A 15,673-nucleotide genomic window follows, 5' to 3' on the forward strand; every position below is an offset into this window, starting at 1 on the left:
CCTCAGTAAAATCAGCCTCTTAGCGCCGGAGCGGTCGATCGATTGGGCTGATCATGTCGCAGTCGTGTTGCAAGGTATTCCCAAGCATTTCCAACGATTACCGCAGGGTGTCCGCAAATCCATGCGACATGGATGCGACACGCTGGTGGCCGAAATATCTGGCAGTGACGGGCCCACTGCGATGCGACGCGCTTTTTCTGCGCGTGTTCGTGATCAGGGCCGGAGAGCCGTGTGTCGAGCCACCCCCTAAAGAAGGTCTTAAAGGGTGGCTCGTATTCTCAGATCGTTGGGGCATCCTTAGGGGTGTCATCCCCGCTGGCACCTAGCTCATCACGAACTGCATCGCCGGCGGCATCGGCCGCGGATGTTACCACCTTGCCGAGACGCTCTCCTACAGAGGGACCCTCACTAGACAATCCTTGTCGGTCCGCTTCGTGCTTCAGCGCGTCAAAGGCAGTCGACGCCACCCGTTCGGCACTGTCGCGACCTTTTTCGAGCAATTCCTTGGCTGTCTCGCGAAGCCGATCCGCCTGCGGGCCGATCTGTTCTTTCTCGAACTCGGTAGCCGGCAGCAGGGCGCCGATGACGGCGCCGAAGGTGAGGCCGAGGGCAGCGATGAGCAGTGGCTCCTGATCCGCTAGGTTAGAGGCGGCACGTGGCAACTGCCCACCGCCGGAGGCGACTCCATGACGAAGATTATCGGCCTTTGACGCAGCGCCACTGGCCATCTCGCCAACGGTCTCTCCGACCGCGCCAATTGCGGACTTAGCCCCCTCCGCAATAGATTTGGCACCCTCAGTGACCGTGGAAACCAGAGACCCGTGCTGGTCGGACGAAGGGCCGGCCTTTGGCCATTGGGCCACGGACACGTGATGGCCTGGCGCGCCGTTCGATGGTTGTCCTGTGACGCCCCGGCCAAAGGCCAGCCAAGCAATGCCGGCGCCAACCAAAGCGATAGGCAGCGGATTATCTCTGACTTGCGCTTTGAGGTTGTGCGCCATGCCTGAGAGATCCCCTCCCGTGAGCATTTCCGAGAATTCGTCGATCATTTGGCCAGCTGTTAGCTTGTTGCGAATAGATTGGGCGGTCCCCGCAACCTTCGCTCGAGCTGCTTCCGCTTCCCGTTCCAATTCAGCAGAGGACTGGTCGCTCATCTCACTTGCTCCTTGACAGTGCGGGCATCGTTTTCAAGTTGGTTAAGCGTCTTCTCGGGCTTCATCTCCTTCGCACTCAAGCCAGAGCTGCCTGTTTTGAGAAGGATGGCCCCGAGAATGGCCACCACCACGCCCACCAGAAGCGAGGCCCAACCCGCTCCAAGCCCAGCTTTGGCCAAGGCCACGACAAACGCCTGAAGAAGGATCAACAGCGCTGCCATCATGCAGATAGCGCCAGCGATAATCTCGATAGCGGAGGTGCCGAGTTGCGTCAGTTTTTCAGATAGCTCTGCGCGGAGAAGCTTCGCTTCCGTTCGGACGAGTGTGCTGCCTTGTTCGGTCAAATCGCCGATAAGACTGGCCAAGCTGCGGCTGTCGTCATTCATGACTGCTCACCCGGAAAAGTGCCTCGGTCGGTAGCCGAGTCCTGCGACGCATTCTCACCCGAAGCGTTAAACCTGTCCTGTCCTGACGCCAGCGAAGGGGACCGGTTAGCCGCAGGGGGGGGTGATGTTGTTGGAGCGGGTTCAGCCGTCTTAATAAGGCGACCGAAAGCCAATCCCGCCAAAACGGAGCCCGCAAATAATCCGCCAGCGTTGTTACGGCCGAAGGTTCGGAGTTCATCAATAACTTCGCCGAGAGGCTTGCTGTCGAGAGACTGGGCGAACTGATCGAGGCCTGACGCCGCGTCGCCAATCAGCTTCGATGGACCCGGCTGCCCGTTCTCACCGAGATGAACACCGGCAGCGCGTAACGCGCCGCCGAGCGTCTGTAGGCCGCCGCTAAGACCGTGCTTGGCGTCCGTCGCCGTCTCTACCAGGGCATCCTTCGCATCTACAGCGAGTTCGCTGGCCTTGTCCTTGATATCGCTGCGTGCTTCAACAAAGCCACGCTTGGCTCCAAGTAGTTCACCTTCTAGAGTTTCCTTCACCGACGTATTGGACCCGTCGGCGTCTGCAGGTGGACGTGTTCTATCGATGGGGTCTTCCATGTGACTCTCCTATGCCAAGCCGAGGAAGGATAGGACCGCGAGTATGACCACGACCAATCCGATGAGGTAGATGAGGCTGTTCATGAGATCCTCCTGGACTCCCCCAACTCGACTCACCTCAAGGGCGTTCCATGCGCCTGCGACAATTCGGCTCGTCCTCTGACTTGTTACCATTCCGGATTTTCTGTTCCAGCACTGGCAAGGCCAACACATTCGGCTTTCTATTAATCATGCGGAACGATGGGGAAGAGGTGCCGTTGAGCCAGCGCCAATTCAACCAGGAGGACACCATGGCGACGGAAAAGACGTTGAACGATCTGTTCCTCGATACCCTGAAGGACATCTACTACGCCGAGAAGCAGATCCTGAAGGCGTTGCCCAAAATGGCTCGCGGAGCCAGCTCTCCCGAACTCGCGGCTGCCTTTAAAAAGCATCGCGATGAGACTGAAGGACAGGTTGATCGTCTACAGCAGATTTTCGAGATATTGGACAAACCAGCACGTGGCAAGACGTGTGACGCCATTCTGGGCATTATCGAAGAGGGGAAGGAGGTGCTGGAAGAGTACAACGGGTCAATGGCGTTGGACGCCGGCCTAACAGCAGCAGCCCAAGCTGTAGAGCACTATGAGATTGCCCGTTACGGGACGTTAAAGAGTTGGGCCATGACGTTGGGCATGGAGGAAGTTGCTGCGCTTCTCGACCAAACGCTGCAGGAAGAGATCAATACCGATAGGATTTTAACCGAACTAGGCGAGCGCAACGCTAACACCCAAGCGGCGTAGCAACCCTTAGGGCGACGGTAGGTCCAACTCCTGCCGCTCCCGCCATCGCTATAATTAATCATTGGTTTCCTTCCTGCCAGTCATTGGAGTTCGTAGAGGAGCCCCGAATCGAGGTCACATTCCTGAAGCAAATTGCCTGATGCGGCGTTAGCCGGACCGGAGGTGAGACGATGACCAAAAAGATCACCGAATACGGGGCAGATGCTGACGAGGATCTTCCAGAGGAAGTGCTTGCTCCGATCGAAAATGGGGCGACGCCCCTGGCCGCTGTCCGCATCTGGAAGGGGATGAGCGTCGACCAGTTGGCGCGTCTCTCCAGCTTAAGCGCCGCCATCATCACCGGGGCAGAAGGGGCCCGCCATCTGTCGCCAGAGGATCAAGTTAAGCTCGCCTTCGTCCTGGGCGTCGGGGCTGATCTGTTCTACGAGTAGGCCGCACTTCATCGGGCGCCAGGATGCCCGCTTCCTGTGCCGCCGCTATGAACGCCTCGCGTACTTCCGACGGGTCGCCATCATCCTGCCAAGCTTCGAGGCAGGCGAGGCGTGCGGCGTTGTGCAAGTCGGACGCGGCGAACTCTTCAGGCCAATGCTTCAGCAGGATCTCGGCTGCGCGAACGACGTCGTCCACGGCCTGTGTCGTGCCGGCAGTTATCCACACGAAGACCGGTTTAAAATCGTGGGCCATGCTATTGCACCTTGGGGCGCAGGTGGTTCCCGGATGGTCGAAAGCCACGGCGCCTGGTTACAGGGGACAGTATGGCACATAGGATTGCGAAATTGGATACGATGGCGAGGGCCCTGGCGGGGTTCGCGGCGGATGCCACTGAAATGAATGAGCACCAACTAGCCAGTTTGCTCATTGAGGCAATGGCGGAAGCAGAGCGCCGCGCCCGCGGCATTGCCGCGTCTCTACCTGAATCAGGCGCCAGCTGACGAGGCAGCGTTTGCCGTCAAAAACATAAAGGCCGCCAACGAGCGATTCAACTTGGACCGTCAGATCATTGACCTGACGCTTGCTCACATGCCCAAGGACAAGGTCGAGGTCGCCACAACCGCGCTGCGCACCTCGAGCGCCGGGCCGAGCTCGCGCAACTCTGGGCTGACCTGATCATGGAGGGCCAGGTGCCTGCCGCTGATCTAGTCGGCATGCGACGGCAGATCTGCGGACGCGAGTAGCGTTTTCTCGTGTTGACGAATGCGAGGACGGGGCATCAACATCAGCGTGTCGCATGAAATTTCGCAACTCAAGACATAGGAGATCGAATGGTCAGAATTCTCACTTCTGAAGAAATCGCTGAAGCAAAGAAGTCGACGCCCTATCTAGGTCGCGACAATTTGCACGAGCACGACGACTGTATCCGTATCGCCTATCAGTGGTTGGATGCGCAGGAGAAGACCAAGGGTCAGCTGAAGCGGAGCTTGGCCATCAAGCACATCGTGGAGAAGTGGGGGCAGCGATACGTATCCAGCTCCGACGTCGAGGTGGCAGCCCACATGCACCCGGACATCACAGGCAGGTATCCGCGTTTCAACATCAGCAGCCGCCTGACACGACCGAGTAAAATTCGCCTCGAACACATCGGCGAAGCAGGGGCCCATCCAAGATACGGCGAACGACAGTCCACATTGCGCTATGCTCGAGACGAGCAGCTGCACGACGCAACCTAATTTGGGGCCGTCCTGCACATTCGCTGATCATGTGTAAGATGAGAATGACCGGCGACGCCCCCAGATTCGGGCGGGCTGGAAACACGCTCCTTGCTACCCATGAGGGCGCACATGGAAGAAATTGAGGGATATGGCATCCAGAAAGCTTTTACGCGCCTCAGGAAAAGTGCCATTGCGTTATTCGGCCCGCCAGTCGAGAACAGACCGGTTACTGGCTTCTTCTATGATCAGGCTCACGACGTGCCAAAATGTGCGCATGACGGGCCGGAAAACCTCAGTATTCACTTGACGCCCTCTACCAAGTCCGACCGCCGTCAGAGGCAGTTCCAGCTTTCTCATGAGGTCGTACATACCATCTGCAGAGGGCAGAAGCTTGAAGCGCCGCTGATCGAGGAAGGCGCTGCAGTTTATTTCAGCTACACCCATGATACCTACCCAGATGGCTACTTGTCTGCTTGTCTCAGTATCTCGCCGCCTTGGTACCTCGTCGCCGCTGATCTCTATGATCGGCTAACGCAGGCGGGTGCTGACGCGATTTTGCGCCTTCGCGAAAAGCAGCCGATCCTCGATGAGGTAGTCGAGGCGGACATACTGGCTACGGTCGAGGGCGTTTCGATGGAACTGGCGGAGTGTCTGTTGTTGCCGCTGAGCCGATGGTCTGTCGCGATCGGAAAGGGGCAGGCGGACCCGGAACGTGGCCGAGACGCCATCACGCGCTGGATCCTGCAGGGTGAATAGTTTCCAAGCCAGAAACAGAAAGGCCCGCCATCCTGAAAAGAACGCGGGCCGAATAGGTGATATCGCTTATTCCTGAGCCACGCGCTCACGGCGGCGACCGAGAGTGACGGTCGACCGTAATTCGCACACAGGCCGTGCCCGCCTGGCGCATACCAAGCTGGTGCGCCGCAGCGGCCGACACGTCAATCATTCTGCCCCGAACGAACGGACCGCGGTCATTGATTCGAACCACCACGGCCTTGCCGTTGCCGAGGTTCGTCACCCTCACCCGCGACCCGAACGGCAGGCTCCGGTGCGCGGCCGTCATGCCCGTTCCGTCGTAACGCTCCCCGCTGGCGGTCCGGGCGCCGGTGTAGGCGTACCAAGACGCATTGGCGCAGCGCGGGCCTGCGTGCGCTGCGGTGAGCTTCCCTAGGATCAGCATCAGCGCCAGAGCGACCAGAACGATCAGCGGCGCGCCCATCATGGCGGCCAGCATCCAGCCGGCCTTCGACTTCGCATTGGACAGAGACATGCGACCTCCTTGACTCATTTTCGGATGAGAACAAAATAAGAACACGCAACAGGGAGAAGCGCCATGGGCGAACCCGTCGAAAGTGTCGACGTGGTGCAAAGCGCACTAGATCACCGGGTGCAGAGCCTGCTCGACGCGCATAACGGCGACGCGCTCGCCGTGATCGAGACGCTGTTGCTGGCCGTCGATTCGAGAGAGGAACGGGTATCATTCGGCTTCGTGCGGGGGCGGCTGCCGGCGCTGACCAAGCAGGGCGAGTGATGGCAGTCGAGACGCTTGGAGATGCCTGGCGGGCGGGCTGGACCGTCTCCGCCCATTGCAAGGGACGGAACGCCAAGACGAAGAACGGCACGAAGCCGTGCAGTCAGAAGGTGGATCTTGATATGAGCAGCTTGCTCTGGACGCGCGGCGCCGACTTCCCGGTCGCGATGCTCTCGGATCGCCTCATGTGCCCTTCCTGCCGCTCCCGCCACGTGTTCCTCATCTTCGACATTCCGGGGAATGGATCCCGCGCGATGGTCAGCTAGGCGGAAAGCTGCCTGTGAGCAAAATCGCGACAGTTGGAGAATTTCTCGAGAGCGGCACTGGGCTGAGCGTCCATTGCCTGGGCTGCCGCCGGCACGTCAAGGTGGACCTGAGGCCGGTCGCTGAGAAGCATGGGCGCGGCTATTTAATTGTCGGCCCCGACACGCGCTTCCGCCGCTCGCTGAGATGTTCGGCCTGCGGAGCGCGCAAGATCCAAATGACTATTGTGGCACCCGGGGTAGCAACAGCCGGCTCGTTGCCGGGTTGATCAGAGCCCGACGCTGACCTCGGCGGCAAGCTGGATCATCGCCCACCACATGACGCATGACACCGCTAGGATTCCCATCCACCCGATTGCACGCATGGCTCAATCCCCCGTCAGATGACGTAACGTAATCGTGAGAAGGTGAGTGAGTCAACGAGACCAGACGTGGTCGGAACGAACGATGGGCGGGAATGGTTGGGAATACACAACGGCCCATCGCAGTCCCGTGACGAGCCGGCCGAGGATACGTCATGAACAAAGAATATGGCCCAGATGCCGATGAGCATCTGCCTGAGGAAGTGCTGGCCGCGATTGAGAGCGGCACTCCGCCTCTAGCCGCTGTGCGGCGATGGAAGCAGTTAAGCGTGGAGCAACTGGCGGGCAGATCAGGCGTCAGCGTGGCCACGATAGAGGGCGCTGAGGCCGGCCGCGAACTCTCACCCGAAGCCCAGGTCAACCTCGCCTGGGTGCTCGGCGTCGGCGCGGATCTGTTCCACGAGTAGGGCGGACCTCATCCGGGGCGAGGATGCCGGCCTCTTGAGCTGCCGCATGAAATGAGTCGCGCGCCGCGGAGATCTCGCCATCATCCTGCCAAGCCTCGAGGCAAGCCAACCTTGCCGCGTTGTGCAGGTCGGTATTGGCGAATTCCGCCGGCCAATGCTTCAGCAGAATTTCCGCCGCGCGCACGACATCCCCCACAACTTGTGTTGTGCCTGCGGTTATCCAAACGTGAACCGGTTTGAATTCGTCGCCCATGTTGTCCAACATAGAGTGAAGGCGATGACTCGGTAGCTTAGGGACGCTCCAACGCCTGCGATTTTTTTGGGGGGCGACATGACACACAGGATTGTGAAATTGGAGACGATGGCGAAGGCCCTGGCAGGCTTTGCGGAGGAAGCCACGGCGATGAACGAGCACCAGTTGGCCAGTCTGCTGATAGAAGCCATGGCGGAAGCCGAGCGCCGGGCGCGCGGCATTGCGGCGTCTCTACCTGAAACGGGCGCCCCCTGAGCGAGCGGATTGCGCCGGCAGACCCACCGGGACGACATCACAATCCGTTTGGCCGGTGGTGAGCCCGTAGCCTTTCGCAAAGCCCTCCCTCCGTCCCGGCGAAAGCGAGTCCCTAAAATCTCCGCAAGGATGATGCGGAGTGAAGGTCTCCCTGCTCGCATTGGGGACGGTGGGCTGGCCAACCGCTTCGTCCTCGCCCTTTTGTGATTAAGAAGTGCGTTGCACCCCCGGAGGCTGCCATGTCCCTGCGCCCGCCGGCAGGATCGAAGGCGCTTCGATCTTCGGCCAATACAGGCGCATCACGAGATAGATCTTGTCGTCTGGAGCCGGAAGCCAATTGGCTTCCTTGTCCGGCCCGGGACTGTCTTTCTGGATATACAGGGTGAGCGAGCCGTCCGCGTTGGTCTTCATGCCGGGCAGCATGGGAGAATTGATCAGGTAGCGGTTGATTGGATTTTCGATCAGGAGCTGGGTTTTGCCGTCGTACATGGTCAGCGACCAGAAAGCATTCACGGGCGGCTGCTGACCAGGCGGGAACGTCAGCGTATAGTTGTGCTTGCTACCGTCGAGCGTCTGCCCATCGCTGTCGACGCGCGTGAACGGATAGGTCGCCTCTTCCGGATCGTTGCCGTAGATGCCCGCCTGAGCGGCGACAGCACGTTTCATCCAGTCGCCATTGTAATGCGCGCTATCGCCCGGAAGACCGCTAACCCGCCAGCCATTGATCGTCTTGCCAACTTTGGCGACGGCCTCGTCGACCTTCCGCTGGCCTTCCTTCATGCCAAGGCCGAACTCCAGCTTCTGCTCCAGAGGGAGGTCTTTGAAATTGAAACTCTTGCCAGGCCCCACGCCGATGCGAGCCAGCTTGGCACGCATCTCCTTCTCGTTGTCCTGCGCCGGCGCGAACTGCAGTGCAAAGTCGAGATAGTCGAAGAAATTCGTCTTCACGAGTTCCTTGTCGATCTTTGGGAAAACAACGGTTGGCGCGGCCGGCGGAGCGGGCTGTTTCAAATAGGCCGAGAGCATCTGAACCTTGTAGCCGTCCTGCACGCTCTTTACGTTGGCCAAGTCATCCGGACCGAAAAGCTGGGTTCGATATCCAGCGAGAGCAAACTGTGTGCTCGAACGAAAAACCTGCTTGATGCCGGCCGGGGTGTCGCCTTGCCAATCCGGTCCGACCACCATGTAGTCGCCGGCCTCGCTCCCCGTGGCACGAGTGCCGATATAGCCGAAATTGTAGGTATTACCGTCGCAGAGCATGACCGAGTAGTAGCGCTTGGGATCGATTGCCGGCACCGAGAGCACCACCGGCTCCGCTCGCAAATCCAACCAGGCGAAAGAATAGGGCGTGTCGCTGTTTGGCGTGACAATTGCGGTGTCTTTGTAGGTGAAGACGTTGGGTTCGTTCTTTAACTGATTGAAGGGCGCCTTAAACTGGCCCGAGTTGCGATCTACCGCGTATTCGTACATGACGGCGTAGTTCATCACGATAGGCAGCCCATAGACAAAGCCGGCCTCCGCGAGGTCTTTGGCCTCCACCAGCGTGGGCCATTCGGCATTGTTCGCCGCATAGGCGGGGGGCAATTTGGCAACTGTGACCCCGAGTGCGACGACCGCAGCATTGCGCATCAGCTCGCGTTTCGTAAGCATCAGAACAACATCCCTCTTTTGCAGCGGGTGGCCGAGCCCGACGATCTTGATCGACCTGTTGCGATATCACAAAGCTGCTGACGGATTTCCCCGCCACTCATTTTACGCCAGTCGATGATTGCGCGAAAAATGGTCGAGCCCCTCAACTCGGCACAAGATACCGTAGCGGTTGTGGCGGTCAATGTACGCTACTGCGGACGGCGATCGATCCGGGATTCGGCAGCAAGACCCTAGTAGGGGCTAAGGTTGAGCTGGTGACACGATCCTGAAAGGCACGTCGATAACCTTCCTGAGCGGCCAGATACGGTGCAGCGGATTGCAGTAGTCGAGGATGATCACCCGATAGCGCGCCGGCCCCGGTGAGGCCGTCTCTGGCACTTGGATGGGCTGGACATAGGCATCCTTGCCGACCGGGCCGGAGAGCGGCCGGGACTGCGTACCAAGGTCAAAGCGAACCGTCTTGCCGTCGAAAATGATGCGCTGCGTGTCGCGCGGGCATAGGCGGTATCGCCGGAATTCGTAGGCGACATGCAGAAGGCCGCCAGGCTGTACATCGGGCGGCCGAGCCTCGGCGAGCAGGCTATCCGTGGCCGGGTTCCGGTCGCCAACCCATAGAGCCAGCAGCGCCGACGCTACGCCTACGAGCACCAGCACCGACATGCGCAACGTCGTCATCATCGCGGCGGGCTCCCACTATGGCCGAACCAGGCGATCACCTGCATGATCTTCTCCGCAAACAGCAGCGTTCCGAAAAACACGCCGAGCATGGTGATGATCACCCAGCGGACGAACTTGCCGACGGTCATCACGGATTGAGAGAGCTTGATCGCCTGGATCAGCTGCTGGCTGCCTTCAGGCCCGAGGCGGGCGATCTGGCGAATGACGTCCACTTCCTCGGGCCGGAGCTCGTCCAGGAGATCCCGGGTCTCCTTCGGGAGATCTGCGTATTTCTCGGATGGCAGCTGCTGGAAGTGGTCATTGGGATTGAATGCATCGGTCACCGGCGCGCATTCCCTAGCTCGACCGCAACATCGTCGTAAGCCTTGACGGTGCCGCGGTGCTTGGCATTGCAGACGCCATAAGCGTCGATCGCTCGATCGGCCATGATCTGCGGATTGCGGCTAGGCACGGGCGGCGCTGCTGCAATGTGAAGCTCAGGGCTTAGCGGCGGGACGAATATCGGCGCCGGCGCGGGCGGCGCGGTCGATACGTGACTGCACGCGGCCAAACTCATCGTCGCTATAGCGACACACAGGATCGTCGCGCGTGAGGGTCTCATCACTGGATGCCTCTCTCAGATAGGCAATCGCGCGGTTCACGCCGATCGCGATGTCATTGACGCCGGCTGAGAGCCTGGCGTTGCGTTCGATGGTCTGCTTCTGATCCGCGATCGTCGCCTTTAGGCCGTCCCGCTCAAGGCGCAGCGCTCGCGCGGATCCGAAGGCGTCCGTGACGCGGTAACTGGCATAGGCGCCGAGGCAGAGGCCGATCGCGGCTGCCACCGCCATCCCCTTCAGGCCGAAGACGGACGGGATCACGCGACCTCCCCTGTCCCCGGCGGATACGGGGACGGCAAATGGTCTGGCTCGAACGGCTGGGGCTTGCTCATCAGACCAGCCCTCGCCGCTTCATCGCGCGCCAGATCAGGAAGCCAGCCGCGCCGAGCACGACGAGGAAGGCCACGAGCGCATACGGATTCTCGACCGCCGAGAGCAGGCCGACGCCAGCCGAGCCGATGACCGTGGTCCCCGCGCCCAGCACAGTCTCAGACTTCAGCAGAGAGCCCGGGGCATCCGTGGCGATCGGAGCGTCCGGGAGATCAGCCGTGGGCGTCGGAGGTGGGACAGGCAGCGGCGCCGTGCTGCCGCCCATGATCGCCCGAGCCTTTTCGAGATAGGCCTTCCGGTCCTTCAGCCCATTGGTGCCGCCGTTGATCTTCCGGGTAATGGCTTCGATGTTGTTGGCGTCCGCCAGGGCGTTCAGGCCCTTCGCCTTCCAGTACTCGCAGGCGATGCGAACCGAGTTCGCGACGTTCGCCGCCTGCCCCGGATTGGCGATCAGGTCGACGCCGATCAGCTTGCCATACTTGGCGTAGTTGAAGCGGCCGGTGCACTGGAAGATGCCGCGCCCGCGGAAACGCGCGCCGTCGCCGGGCTGCGTGTTGCCGAGCGTCTTCCCCACATCGGTCTGCGGGCCATAGCGCTTGTCGAAATAGGCGGTCGAGCCATATTCGACCAGCGTCTTGAAGCCCGCCGTTTCATGAGCCGCCTGAGCGAGAAAGTGCGCCAGACGCAGCGGTGTCGTGATGCCATAGTCCGGCAGGATTTCGACCAACAGCGGCGCCAGGCCGGCCAGCAGCGAGGAATCGGCATAGGGCGTCAGACGACGCAGGTCGTCCGCCGTGATGCGGTTCATGTGTTGTCTCCGGTGATGTGGGGAGGTGGTTGACTTATTCGGGGCGAGCGCCAAGTCAAAAAGCCTGACTTGTGCTCAACTTCGCCCGCGACCCCCGCCGCGGGCTTTCTTTTGGAACGGTCGCTATTCCAGAGAATTATTGTGAGGCGGGCGTGCTAGTCAGCAGACCGGTCTGGCTCGACCTCAGATCGGCCGTTCGAAGGGTTTAGGCGGACCGCCCGCGCCTTTGAGGCCAGGTTGAGGTATTCCAAATGGAAAAGCTGACTATTGCCCTTGCCCCGAAGGGCGAGGGATGGATCGTCGAACACCGCGACGCCAACGATGTCATTTACCTGACTAAAGAGGCAGCGCTTCAAGGCGCTATTGCCGTGATCGAAACCGCGATGGCCGAGGGCTTGGAGATCCACTTGAACATCCCCGGTGGGAGCGGCCGGTTCGACTGAAGCGAGAGTGGAACCGGCCGATCGCCAGCGGGTTGGTTGGTGCGGGCGTGCCTATGGCATACCGGTTGGATTGGCTCTCAAGCCGGTAGTTCACATCTTCAGCTCCAGCGAACCGCCCGCACTGAATTCTAGACAAGACTGTTTCGACTCTGCACACTGGCAAGGTCTGCAACACCACGGGGACATCATCATGAAGAAGACGTACCAGAAGCCGACCCTCGACAAATCGGCGCTGCTTCAGAAGATCGCGGCGGCTGTCACCATCAGCGGTGAGATCATCATCGAGCCATAGGTCGGAACCTCTCAACAGGGCAGCCTTGCTCAGCGAGCCGCCCGCACTGATACCGACGAGCGAGCACGCCTTGCGCGGCGTGTGCTCCAGAGCCCGCCAGCACCCCATACCCCCCCCCAATACCGCTGGCGGGCTCGGCCTCCCTCCGCCTAGAACCTTCTGGCCGCAGCGAACAGCGCGTCGATGGCGTCGTCGGCAAGCTTCAGGCTGCGACCTGGATACTGCAGCTGAGCAGTAAATTGACATCACCCAGATCGGCCATATCCCACGTTTCGGACGCGAGGGCGTCGTTCTCGATGATAAAGCCACCAGTGGCTCTAACCGCGCCCATGGGCAGGTTAGCCGCCATAGAGCCAATCACGACGGCGGTTCCCGCAGTAGCGCCCGCTGCGATGCCGCACAGAACTGCGACCAGGGCGGTTGGTGTGATCGTCTGTGAGGGCGGGTCGGAGCTGGTAAAGACTCCGGCCGTGGAGACAATCGAGATCGTGGCAATAGGCTTGCTGGGGCGCAGCAAGAGGATGGCCTTTTGGTTGTTTGAGTTGCCGTTTATGCCTGTGACTGTGCCAGCGGAAATGTCACCAGACGTCAAAACCTTATACTCAAACGAGCCGCCACGACCGATGAACGAGAGCAGGCCATTGACGCCGTAGGCGCGAGTCCAACCAGATGGCGTGACCAATGGTGTCGCGGCAGTCGCGGTCGTCCCCATTTGGAATAGGATCGCGAGATCACCGGGGACAGCCCCGGCAGGTATCGAGATAGTGGCCGTAGTGGACTGGCTCTCGTTGATGTAGGTCAGCGAGAATGGGTCGTCGCCGCCGACGCCAAACCCGTACAGTTGATTGATCGCCAGCATCAGACATCGCCTTCGGCAAGGATCTCATCAGGGACGAGATCAGCCAGGAGAAGTACAGCGATGGTGTCTGGATCATCGTAGTTCACGGTCGGGTAGTCCCGCGAATACCAACGGGCGAATTTCGAGCCATCCTGCAGCAGAAACGCCATGATCTGGGTCAGCTTGCCGGGATGGCGATCCACGCGCCGTTCGATCAGAGCTTTCGAAACCTGCCGCTTCGGCTGCGGCAACAATGTCGGATCCTGGATCAGGCGCAGCACCCGATCCGCCTCGACCGTGTCGCCGAAGGGCTCGCCATATTCTTCGATGATCGGAAGCCAGCGCCAGCCGGGCTTGGTGCCAGCGTCCAAATCGATGAGGCGCGCCAGCGAAATCCGCTCGATCGCATCCTGCGGCGAGACGAGCGCAACATGCGTGAAGCCGGTCATGCGTCGTTCCCCGCATTGTAGGAGATCATGAGCTTGATGCCGATGAGGCTGGCGTCGCCGGCCATGTTGTCGGAGGCGACAACGCGCGACACCTCGAATACGACCAGGTCATTCTCGGCCGGCATATTCCCGATGGTGATGGCAGCGCTGGCCGGGCCGATATGCAGGCTGTTCTGCGCCTGCCAGGTATCGTTCGATGTCTGCACGGTGCCGAACGCCCCGTTGATGCCGTCATTGTCGCCCAGCGCTCGGCCCGCAAGTGACCACACGACGTTCTGCGTCGCGGCGCCGCCCGTGTTGGTCCAGTAGGGAATGAACGTCACCGTGCCCTCATCCCAGCCCTTTGGCATGGCGACGGAGAAGTGCGCGTATTCCTGCGTCGTGGTGTCGAAATCCATCGTCGACAGCGTGATGTCATTCGAGCCGGAATCGTAAGCACCCTTGGCGGCGCCACTGGTGGCGCGCGGCGTCATGGCGCCGGCCGGAATCCAGATGGTCTGAAGTCCGATCGGCAGATGCTGGGCGGCGGGAGAAGGGAACATCTGTGCCGCGGTGGTGACGTTGAGCAGCGAGCCCGTCGACGACTTGATCAGCGAGCGCGAAAAGCTGGTGCCGCTGGCGATATAGGTGCCGATGCCCCATTCAAACGCCGAGCCATCCTCGATCACATAGGGGAACGTATCGCCGTCGACGGCGCCGGCGGCTGCGAGCGTCTGATGGTAGCCGAGGGCGGCATCCGCGACGGCGGCACCGAGTACGAGGTTCCCGGTGCCGCCGGTCGTGATGGTCATCCGCACCCGGTCGAACAGCTTGAAGGCCATGGCCCATCCTCAGTTGTAAAATTGCTTCCAGGTGCCGTCGCGATGGATCCAGCCCACTGTGACCGGCTTCCACGTTCCGGCATGGCGGGCGAAGACATCGGCCGGTAGCCAATTCGAGCCGCGATAGACCAGCCAGTCGGCGCCGCCACCGCCGAGGCTGGGTTGGCCGAGCGTGGGGGTTCCCGCCGCCAGGTTGTTGGCGACGAGTTCGTGCCGCTGACCGAGGGCGGGCTGGGCAAGGGTCGGCGCCGCTGTGACCAGCGAGTTCGCGATAAGGGCGTGGATCTGGCCCAGCAGCGGTTGACCGAGAACTGGTGCGCCTGCCGCCAGGCTGTTGGCGGTCAGCTGATAGTTGATGCGCAGCAGCGGCTGGCCGAGAGTCGGCACGCCGATCGTCAGGCTGTTCGCGACCAGAGCGTGGGTCTGACCAAGAGCAGGTTGGCCGAGAACAGCCGCCCCGGCTGACAGAGACGAGGCGATCAGCGCGTGCGTCTGCCCGATTGCCGGTTGGCCGAGGGTCGGCGCACCGGCGGCGAGACTGTTGGCGAACAGCGAATGGGCGCCGACCCCCGCCGTCGGCTGTCCAAGTGTCGGAACACCAGCCGCCAGATCGTTCGCGACCAGGTGGTAGGTCTGGCCGAGGACGGGCTGGGCGAGGCTGGGCACGCCGGCCGACAGGCCCAGCGCCAGCAGGATGTGCGTCTGACCCAGAGGCGGCGTTCCGAGCGTCGGAGCACCGGTTGCGAGCTGGCTCGCGGTCAGGGCGTGGGTCTGGCCGAGGCTGGGCTGATCCAGAGAAGGCGAGCCGGCAGAGAGCCCGTTCGCCACCAGGGCATGGACTTCCTTGAGCGTCGGCTGACCCAGCGTCGGCGCACCCGCCGAGAGGCCGTTGGCGACCAGGGCGTGCTTCTGACCTACAGCCGGCGTGGCAAGCGTCGGAGCACCAGCCGACAAACCGTTGGCGGTGAGCTTGTGCGTTTGCCCCACCGCCGGTTGGCCGAGGGTCGGCGCGCCGGCGGAAAGGGAGTTGGCAATGAGAGCAAAGGCGCCGCCCGCCCGCTGCCGGCCGAGGGGAACCCGCCCGAGAGGTGCGGAACCGAGCATGCGCTATGCTCCCT

25 protein-coding genes are annotated in these 15,673 nt (G+C 61.2%); 10 read left to right on the forward strand and 15 right to left on the reverse strand.

Features of this window, described 5'->3' with window-relative positions; genetic code table 11:
• Positions 1–278: 278 nt before the first annotated feature.
• The 3 genes from ABIE08_RS14335 to ABIE08_RS14345 are packed head-to-tail and all read right to left on the reverse strand — an operon-like array spanning position 279 to position 2,145.
• Positions 279–1,154 (reverse strand): hypothetical protein, encoded by an 876-nt coding sequence (locus ABIE08_RS14335; RefSeq protein WP_354552047.1) that lies wholly within the window; start codon positions 1,152–1,154, stop codon positions 279–281.
• A complete protein-coding gene (locus ABIE08_RS14340; RefSeq protein WP_354552048.1) occupies positions 1,151–1,540 on the reverse strand; it encodes a phage holin family protein in 390 nt (129 codons plus the stop codon). Before ABIE08_RS14340 ends, ABIE08_RS14335 begins: the two co-directional genes overlap by 4 nt.
• Positions 1,537–2,145, reverse strand: a complete 609-nt coding sequence (locus ABIE08_RS14345; RefSeq protein WP_354552050.1) for a hypothetical protein — start codon at positions 2,143–2,145, stop codon at positions 1,537–1,539. The genes ABIE08_RS14340 and ABIE08_RS14345 overlap by 4 nt, the downstream gene beginning before the upstream one ends.
• Before the next feature lie 290 nt (positions 2,146–2,435).
• On the opposite strand from ABIE08_RS14345, the gene ABIE08_RS14350 reads away from it, so the two are divergent.
• Together ABIE08_RS14350 and ABIE08_RS14355 are read left to right on the forward strand one after the other, a co-directional pair.
• Entirely contained in the window at positions 2,436–2,927 is a 492-nt protein-coding gene (locus ABIE08_RS14350; RefSeq protein WP_354552794.1) for a ferritin-like domain-containing protein, read from the forward strand.
• A gap of 170 nt (positions 2,928–3,097) precedes the next feature.
• Positions 3,098–3,358, forward strand: coding sequence for a helix-turn-helix domain-containing protein (locus ABIE08_RS14355; protein WP_354552052.1), 261 nt, complete (start codon positions 3,098–3,100; stop codon positions 3,356–3,358).
• On the opposite strand, the gene ABIE08_RS14360 is transcribed toward ABIE08_RS14355, so the two are convergent.
• Positions 3,309–3,611, reverse strand: a complete 303-nt coding sequence (locus ABIE08_RS14360) for a DUF982 domain-containing protein (RefSeq protein ID WP_354552054.1) — start codon at positions 3,609–3,611, stop codon at positions 3,309–3,311. The two genes, ABIE08_RS14355 and ABIE08_RS14360, sit on opposite strands and share 50 nt — an antisense overlap.
• A 213-nt stretch (positions 3,612–3,824) precedes the next feature.
• Here ABIE08_RS14360 and ABIE08_RS14365 point away from each other — a divergent pair, with 213 nt between their 5' ends.
• The 3 genes from ABIE08_RS14365 (at position 3,825) to ABIE08_RS14375 (ending at position 5,332) form a co-directional block, all read left to right on the forward strand.
• Complete coding sequence (locus ABIE08_RS14365; RefSeq protein ID WP_354552056.1) at positions 3,825–4,034, forward strand: hypothetical protein; 210 nt, start codon at positions 3,825–3,827, stop codon at positions 4,032–4,034.
• Positions 4,035–4,189: 155 nt separating this feature from the next.
• On the forward strand, positions 4,190–4,594 hold the full coding sequence (locus ABIE08_RS14370) for a hypothetical protein (RefSeq protein WP_354552058.1): 405 nt from the start codon (positions 4,190–4,192) through the stop codon (positions 4,592–4,594).
• A 111-nt stretch (positions 4,595–4,705) separates the two neighbouring features.
• Positions 4,706–5,332 (forward strand): hypothetical protein, encoded by a 627-nt coding sequence (locus ABIE08_RS14375; RefSeq protein WP_354552060.1) that lies wholly within the window; start codon positions 4,706–4,708, stop codon positions 5,330–5,332.
• A gap of 85 nt (positions 5,333–5,417) precedes the next feature.
• On the opposite strand, the gene ABIE08_RS14380 is transcribed toward ABIE08_RS14375, so the two are convergent.
• Positions 5,418–5,798, reverse strand: a complete 381-nt coding sequence (locus ABIE08_RS14380) for a septal ring lytic transglycosylase RlpA family protein (protein ID WP_436409569.1) — start codon at positions 5,796–5,798, stop codon at positions 5,418–5,420.
• 111 nt (positions 5,799–5,909) lie between these two features.
• Between ABIE08_RS14380 and ABIE08_RS14385 the strand changes: the two genes are divergently transcribed.
• From ABIE08_RS14385 to ABIE08_RS14395, 3 genes are all read left to right on the forward strand, one after another.
• Complete coding sequence (locus ABIE08_RS14385; RefSeq protein WP_354552062.1) at positions 5,910–6,107, forward strand: hypothetical protein; 198 nt, start codon at positions 5,910–5,912, stop codon at positions 6,105–6,107.
• Positions 6,107–6,373: a hypothetical protein gene (locus ABIE08_RS14390; RefSeq protein ID WP_354552064.1), complete on the forward strand. Its 267-nt coding sequence runs from the start codon at positions 6,107–6,109 to the stop codon at positions 6,371–6,373. The genes ABIE08_RS14385 and ABIE08_RS14390 overlap by 1 nt, the downstream gene beginning before the upstream one ends.
• Before the next feature lie 514 nt (positions 6,374–6,887).
• Positions 6,888–7,139: a helix-turn-helix domain-containing protein gene (locus ABIE08_RS14395; protein WP_354552066.1), complete on the forward strand. Its 252-nt coding sequence runs from the start codon at positions 6,888–6,890 to the stop codon at positions 7,137–7,139.
• On the opposite strand, the gene ABIE08_RS14400 is transcribed toward ABIE08_RS14395, so the two are convergent.
• Entirely contained in the window at positions 7,090–7,404 is a 315-nt protein-coding gene (locus tag ABIE08_RS14400; RefSeq protein ID WP_354552067.1) for a DUF982 domain-containing protein, read from the reverse strand. The two genes, ABIE08_RS14395 and ABIE08_RS14400, sit on opposite strands and share 50 nt — an antisense overlap.
• Positions 7,405–7,500: 96 nt before the next feature.
• On the opposite strand from ABIE08_RS14400, the gene ABIE08_RS14405 reads away from it, so the two are divergent.
• Positions 7,501–7,647, forward strand: a complete 147-nt coding sequence (locus ABIE08_RS14405) for a hypothetical protein (protein WP_354552069.1) — start codon at positions 7,501–7,503, stop codon at positions 7,645–7,647.
• Positions 7,648–7,854: 207 nt separating this feature from the next.
• Here the strand turns inward: ABIE08_RS14405 and ABIE08_RS14410 are convergent, their stop codons facing one another.
• The 5 genes from ABIE08_RS14410 to ABIE08_RS14430 form a co-directional block, all read right to left on the reverse strand.
• Positions 7,855–9,297 (reverse strand): DUF1254 domain-containing protein, encoded by a 1,443-nt coding sequence (locus tag ABIE08_RS14410; protein WP_354552071.1) that lies wholly within the window; start codon positions 9,295–9,297, stop codon positions 7,855–7,857.
• Between the two features lie 240 nt (positions 9,298–9,537).
• The gene (locus ABIE08_RS14415) at positions 9,538–9,975 is read right to left on the reverse strand and encodes a hypothetical protein (protein ID WP_354552073.1); all 438 of its coding nucleotides are present in this window, start codon (positions 9,973–9,975) and stop codon (positions 9,538–9,540) included.
• Positions 9,972–10,298 carry a hypothetical protein gene (locus tag ABIE08_RS14420; RefSeq protein ID WP_354552075.1) on the reverse strand — a complete coding sequence of 109 codons (327 nt, stop codon included), beginning with the start codon at positions 10,296–10,298 and terminating at the stop codon, positions 9,972–9,974. The genes ABIE08_RS14415 and ABIE08_RS14420 overlap by 4 nt, the downstream gene beginning before the upstream one ends.
• Before the next feature lie 153 nt (positions 10,299–10,451).
• On the reverse strand, positions 10,452–10,835 hold the full coding sequence (locus ABIE08_RS14425; protein ID WP_354552076.1) for a hypothetical protein: 384 nt from the start codon (positions 10,833–10,835) through the stop codon (positions 10,452–10,454).
• Between the two features lie 70 nt (positions 10,836–10,905).
• The gene (locus ABIE08_RS14430) at positions 10,906–11,712 is read right to left on the reverse strand and encodes a glycoside hydrolase family 19 protein (RefSeq protein WP_354552078.1); all 807 of its coding nucleotides are present in this window, start codon (positions 11,710–11,712) and stop codon (positions 10,906–10,908) included.
• 251 nt (positions 11,713–11,963) lie between these two features.
• Here ABIE08_RS14430 and ABIE08_RS14435 point away from each other — a divergent pair, with 251 nt between their 5' ends.
• Complete coding sequence (locus tag ABIE08_RS14435) at positions 11,964–12,155, forward strand: hypothetical protein (RefSeq protein WP_354552080.1); 192 nt, start codon at positions 11,964–11,966, stop codon at positions 12,153–12,155.
• Between the two features lie 494 nt (positions 12,156–12,649).
• On the opposite strand, the gene ABIE08_RS14440 is transcribed toward ABIE08_RS14435, so the two are convergent.
• The 4 genes from ABIE08_RS14440 to ABIE08_RS14455 are packed head-to-tail and all read right to left on the reverse strand — an operon-like array spanning position 12,650 to position 15,659.
• The gene (locus ABIE08_RS14440) at positions 12,650–13,306 is read right to left on the reverse strand and encodes a hypothetical protein (protein WP_354552082.1); all 657 of its coding nucleotides are present in this window, start codon (positions 13,304–13,306) and stop codon (positions 12,650–12,652) included.
• The gene (locus ABIE08_RS14445; RefSeq protein ID WP_354552084.1) at positions 13,306–13,734 is read right to left on the reverse strand and encodes a hypothetical protein; all 429 of its coding nucleotides are present in this window, start codon (positions 13,732–13,734) and stop codon (positions 13,306–13,308) included. Before ABIE08_RS14445 ends, ABIE08_RS14440 begins: the two co-directional genes overlap by 1 nt.
• A complete protein-coding gene (locus ABIE08_RS14450) occupies positions 13,731–14,555 on the reverse strand; it encodes a hypothetical protein (protein WP_354552086.1) in 825 nt (274 codons plus the stop codon). Before ABIE08_RS14450 ends, ABIE08_RS14445 begins: the two co-directional genes overlap by 4 nt.
• A 9-nt stretch (positions 14,556–14,564) precedes the next feature.
• Complete coding sequence (locus ABIE08_RS14455; protein ID WP_354552088.1) at positions 14,565–15,659, reverse strand: hypothetical protein; 1,095 nt, start codon at positions 15,657–15,659, stop codon at positions 14,565–14,567.
• Positions 15,660–15,673: the final 14 nt, after the last annotated feature.

The organism is Kaistia defluvii, assembly GCF_040548815.1.
In the GTDB taxonomy this organism is placed as follows: Bacteria; Pseudomonadota; Alphaproteobacteria; order Rhizobiales; family Kaistiaceae; genus Kaistia; species Kaistia defluvii_A.

Bases quoted from the DNA above. Each gene is read 5' to 3' on its own strand.
- ABIE08_RS14415 (WP_354552073.1), bottom strand. From the start codon at position 9,975: ATGATGACGACGTTGCGCATGTCGGTGCTGGTGCTCGTAGGCGTAGCG.
- ABIE08_RS14430 (WP_354552078.1), bottom strand. From the start codon at position 11,712: ATGAACCGCATCACGGCGGACGACCTGCGTCGTCTGACGCCCTATGCC.
- ABIE08_RS14400 (WP_354552067.1), bottom strand. From the start codon at position 7,404: ATGTTGGACAACATGGGCGACGAATTCAAACCGGTTCACGTTTGGATA.
- ABIE08_RS14335 (WP_354552047.1), bottom strand. From the start codon at position 1,154: ATGAGCGACCAGTCCTCTGCTGAATTGGAACGGGAAGCGGAAGCAGCT.
- ABIE08_RS14405 (WP_354552069.1), top strand. From the start codon at position 7,501: ATGGCGAAGGCCCTGGCAGGCTTTGCGGAGGAAGCCACGGCGATGAAC.
- ABIE08_RS14350 (WP_354552794.1), top strand. From the start codon at position 2,436: ATGGCGACGGAAAAGACGTTGAACGATCTGTTCCTCGATACCCTGAAG.
- ABIE08_RS14445 (WP_354552084.1), bottom strand. From the start codon at position 13,734: ATGACCGGCTTCACGCATGTTGCGCTCGTCTCGCCGCAGGATGCGATC.
- ABIE08_RS14355 (WP_354552052.1), top strand. From the start codon at position 3,098: ATGACCAAAAAGATCACCGAATACGGGGCAGATGCTGACGAGGATCTT.
- ABIE08_RS14440 (WP_354552082.1), bottom strand. From the start codon at position 13,306: ATGCTGGCGATCAATCAACTGTACGGGTTTGGCGTCGGCGGCGACGAC.
- ABIE08_RS14375 (WP_354552060.1), top strand. From the start codon at position 4,706: ATGGAAGAAATTGAGGGATATGGCATCCAGAAAGCTTTTACGCGCCTC.
- ABIE08_RS14380 (WP_436409569.1), bottom strand. From the start codon at position 5,798: ATGATGGGCGCGCCGCTGATCGTTCTGGTCGCTCTGGCGCTGATGCTG.
- ABIE08_RS14385 (WP_354552062.1), top strand. From the start codon at position 5,910: ATGGGCGAACCCGTCGAAAGTGTCGACGTGGTGCAAAGCGCACTAGAT.
- ABIE08_RS14340 (WP_354552048.1), bottom strand. From the start codon at position 1,540: ATGAATGACGACAGCCGCAGCTTGGCCAGTCTTATCGGCGATTTGACC.
- ABIE08_RS14370 (WP_354552058.1), top strand. From the start codon at position 4,190: ATGGTCAGAATTCTCACTTCTGAAGAAATCGCTGAAGCAAAGAAGTCG.
- ABIE08_RS14360 (WP_354552054.1), bottom strand. From the start codon at position 3,611: ATGGCCCACGATTTTAAACCGGTCTTCGTGTGGATAACTGCCGGCACG.
- ABIE08_RS14450 (WP_354552086.1), bottom strand. From the start codon at position 14,555: ATGGCCTTCAAGCTGTTCGACCGGGTGCGGATGACCATCACGACCGGC.
- ABIE08_RS14345 (WP_354552050.1), bottom strand. From the start codon at position 2,145: ATGGAAGACCCCATCGATAGAACACGTCCACCTGCAGACGCCGACGGG.
- ABIE08_RS14410 (WP_354552071.1), bottom strand. From the start codon at position 9,297: ATGCTTACGAAACGCGAGCTGATGCGCAATGCTGCGGTCGTCGCACTC.
- ABIE08_RS14455 (WP_354552088.1), bottom strand. From the start codon at position 15,659: ATGCTCGGTTCCGCACCTCTCGGGCGGGTTCCCCTCGGCCGGCAGCGG.
- ABIE08_RS14435 (WP_354552080.1), top strand. From the start codon at position 11,964: ATGGAAAAGCTGACTATTGCCCTTGCCCCGAAGGGCGAGGGATGGATC.
- ABIE08_RS14390 (WP_354552064.1), top strand. From the start codon at position 6,107: ATGGCAGTCGAGACGCTTGGAGATGCCTGGCGGGCGGGCTGGACCGTC.
- ABIE08_RS14395 (WP_354552066.1), top strand. From the start codon at position 6,888: ATGAACAAAGAATATGGCCCAGATGCCGATGAGCATCTGCCTGAGGAA.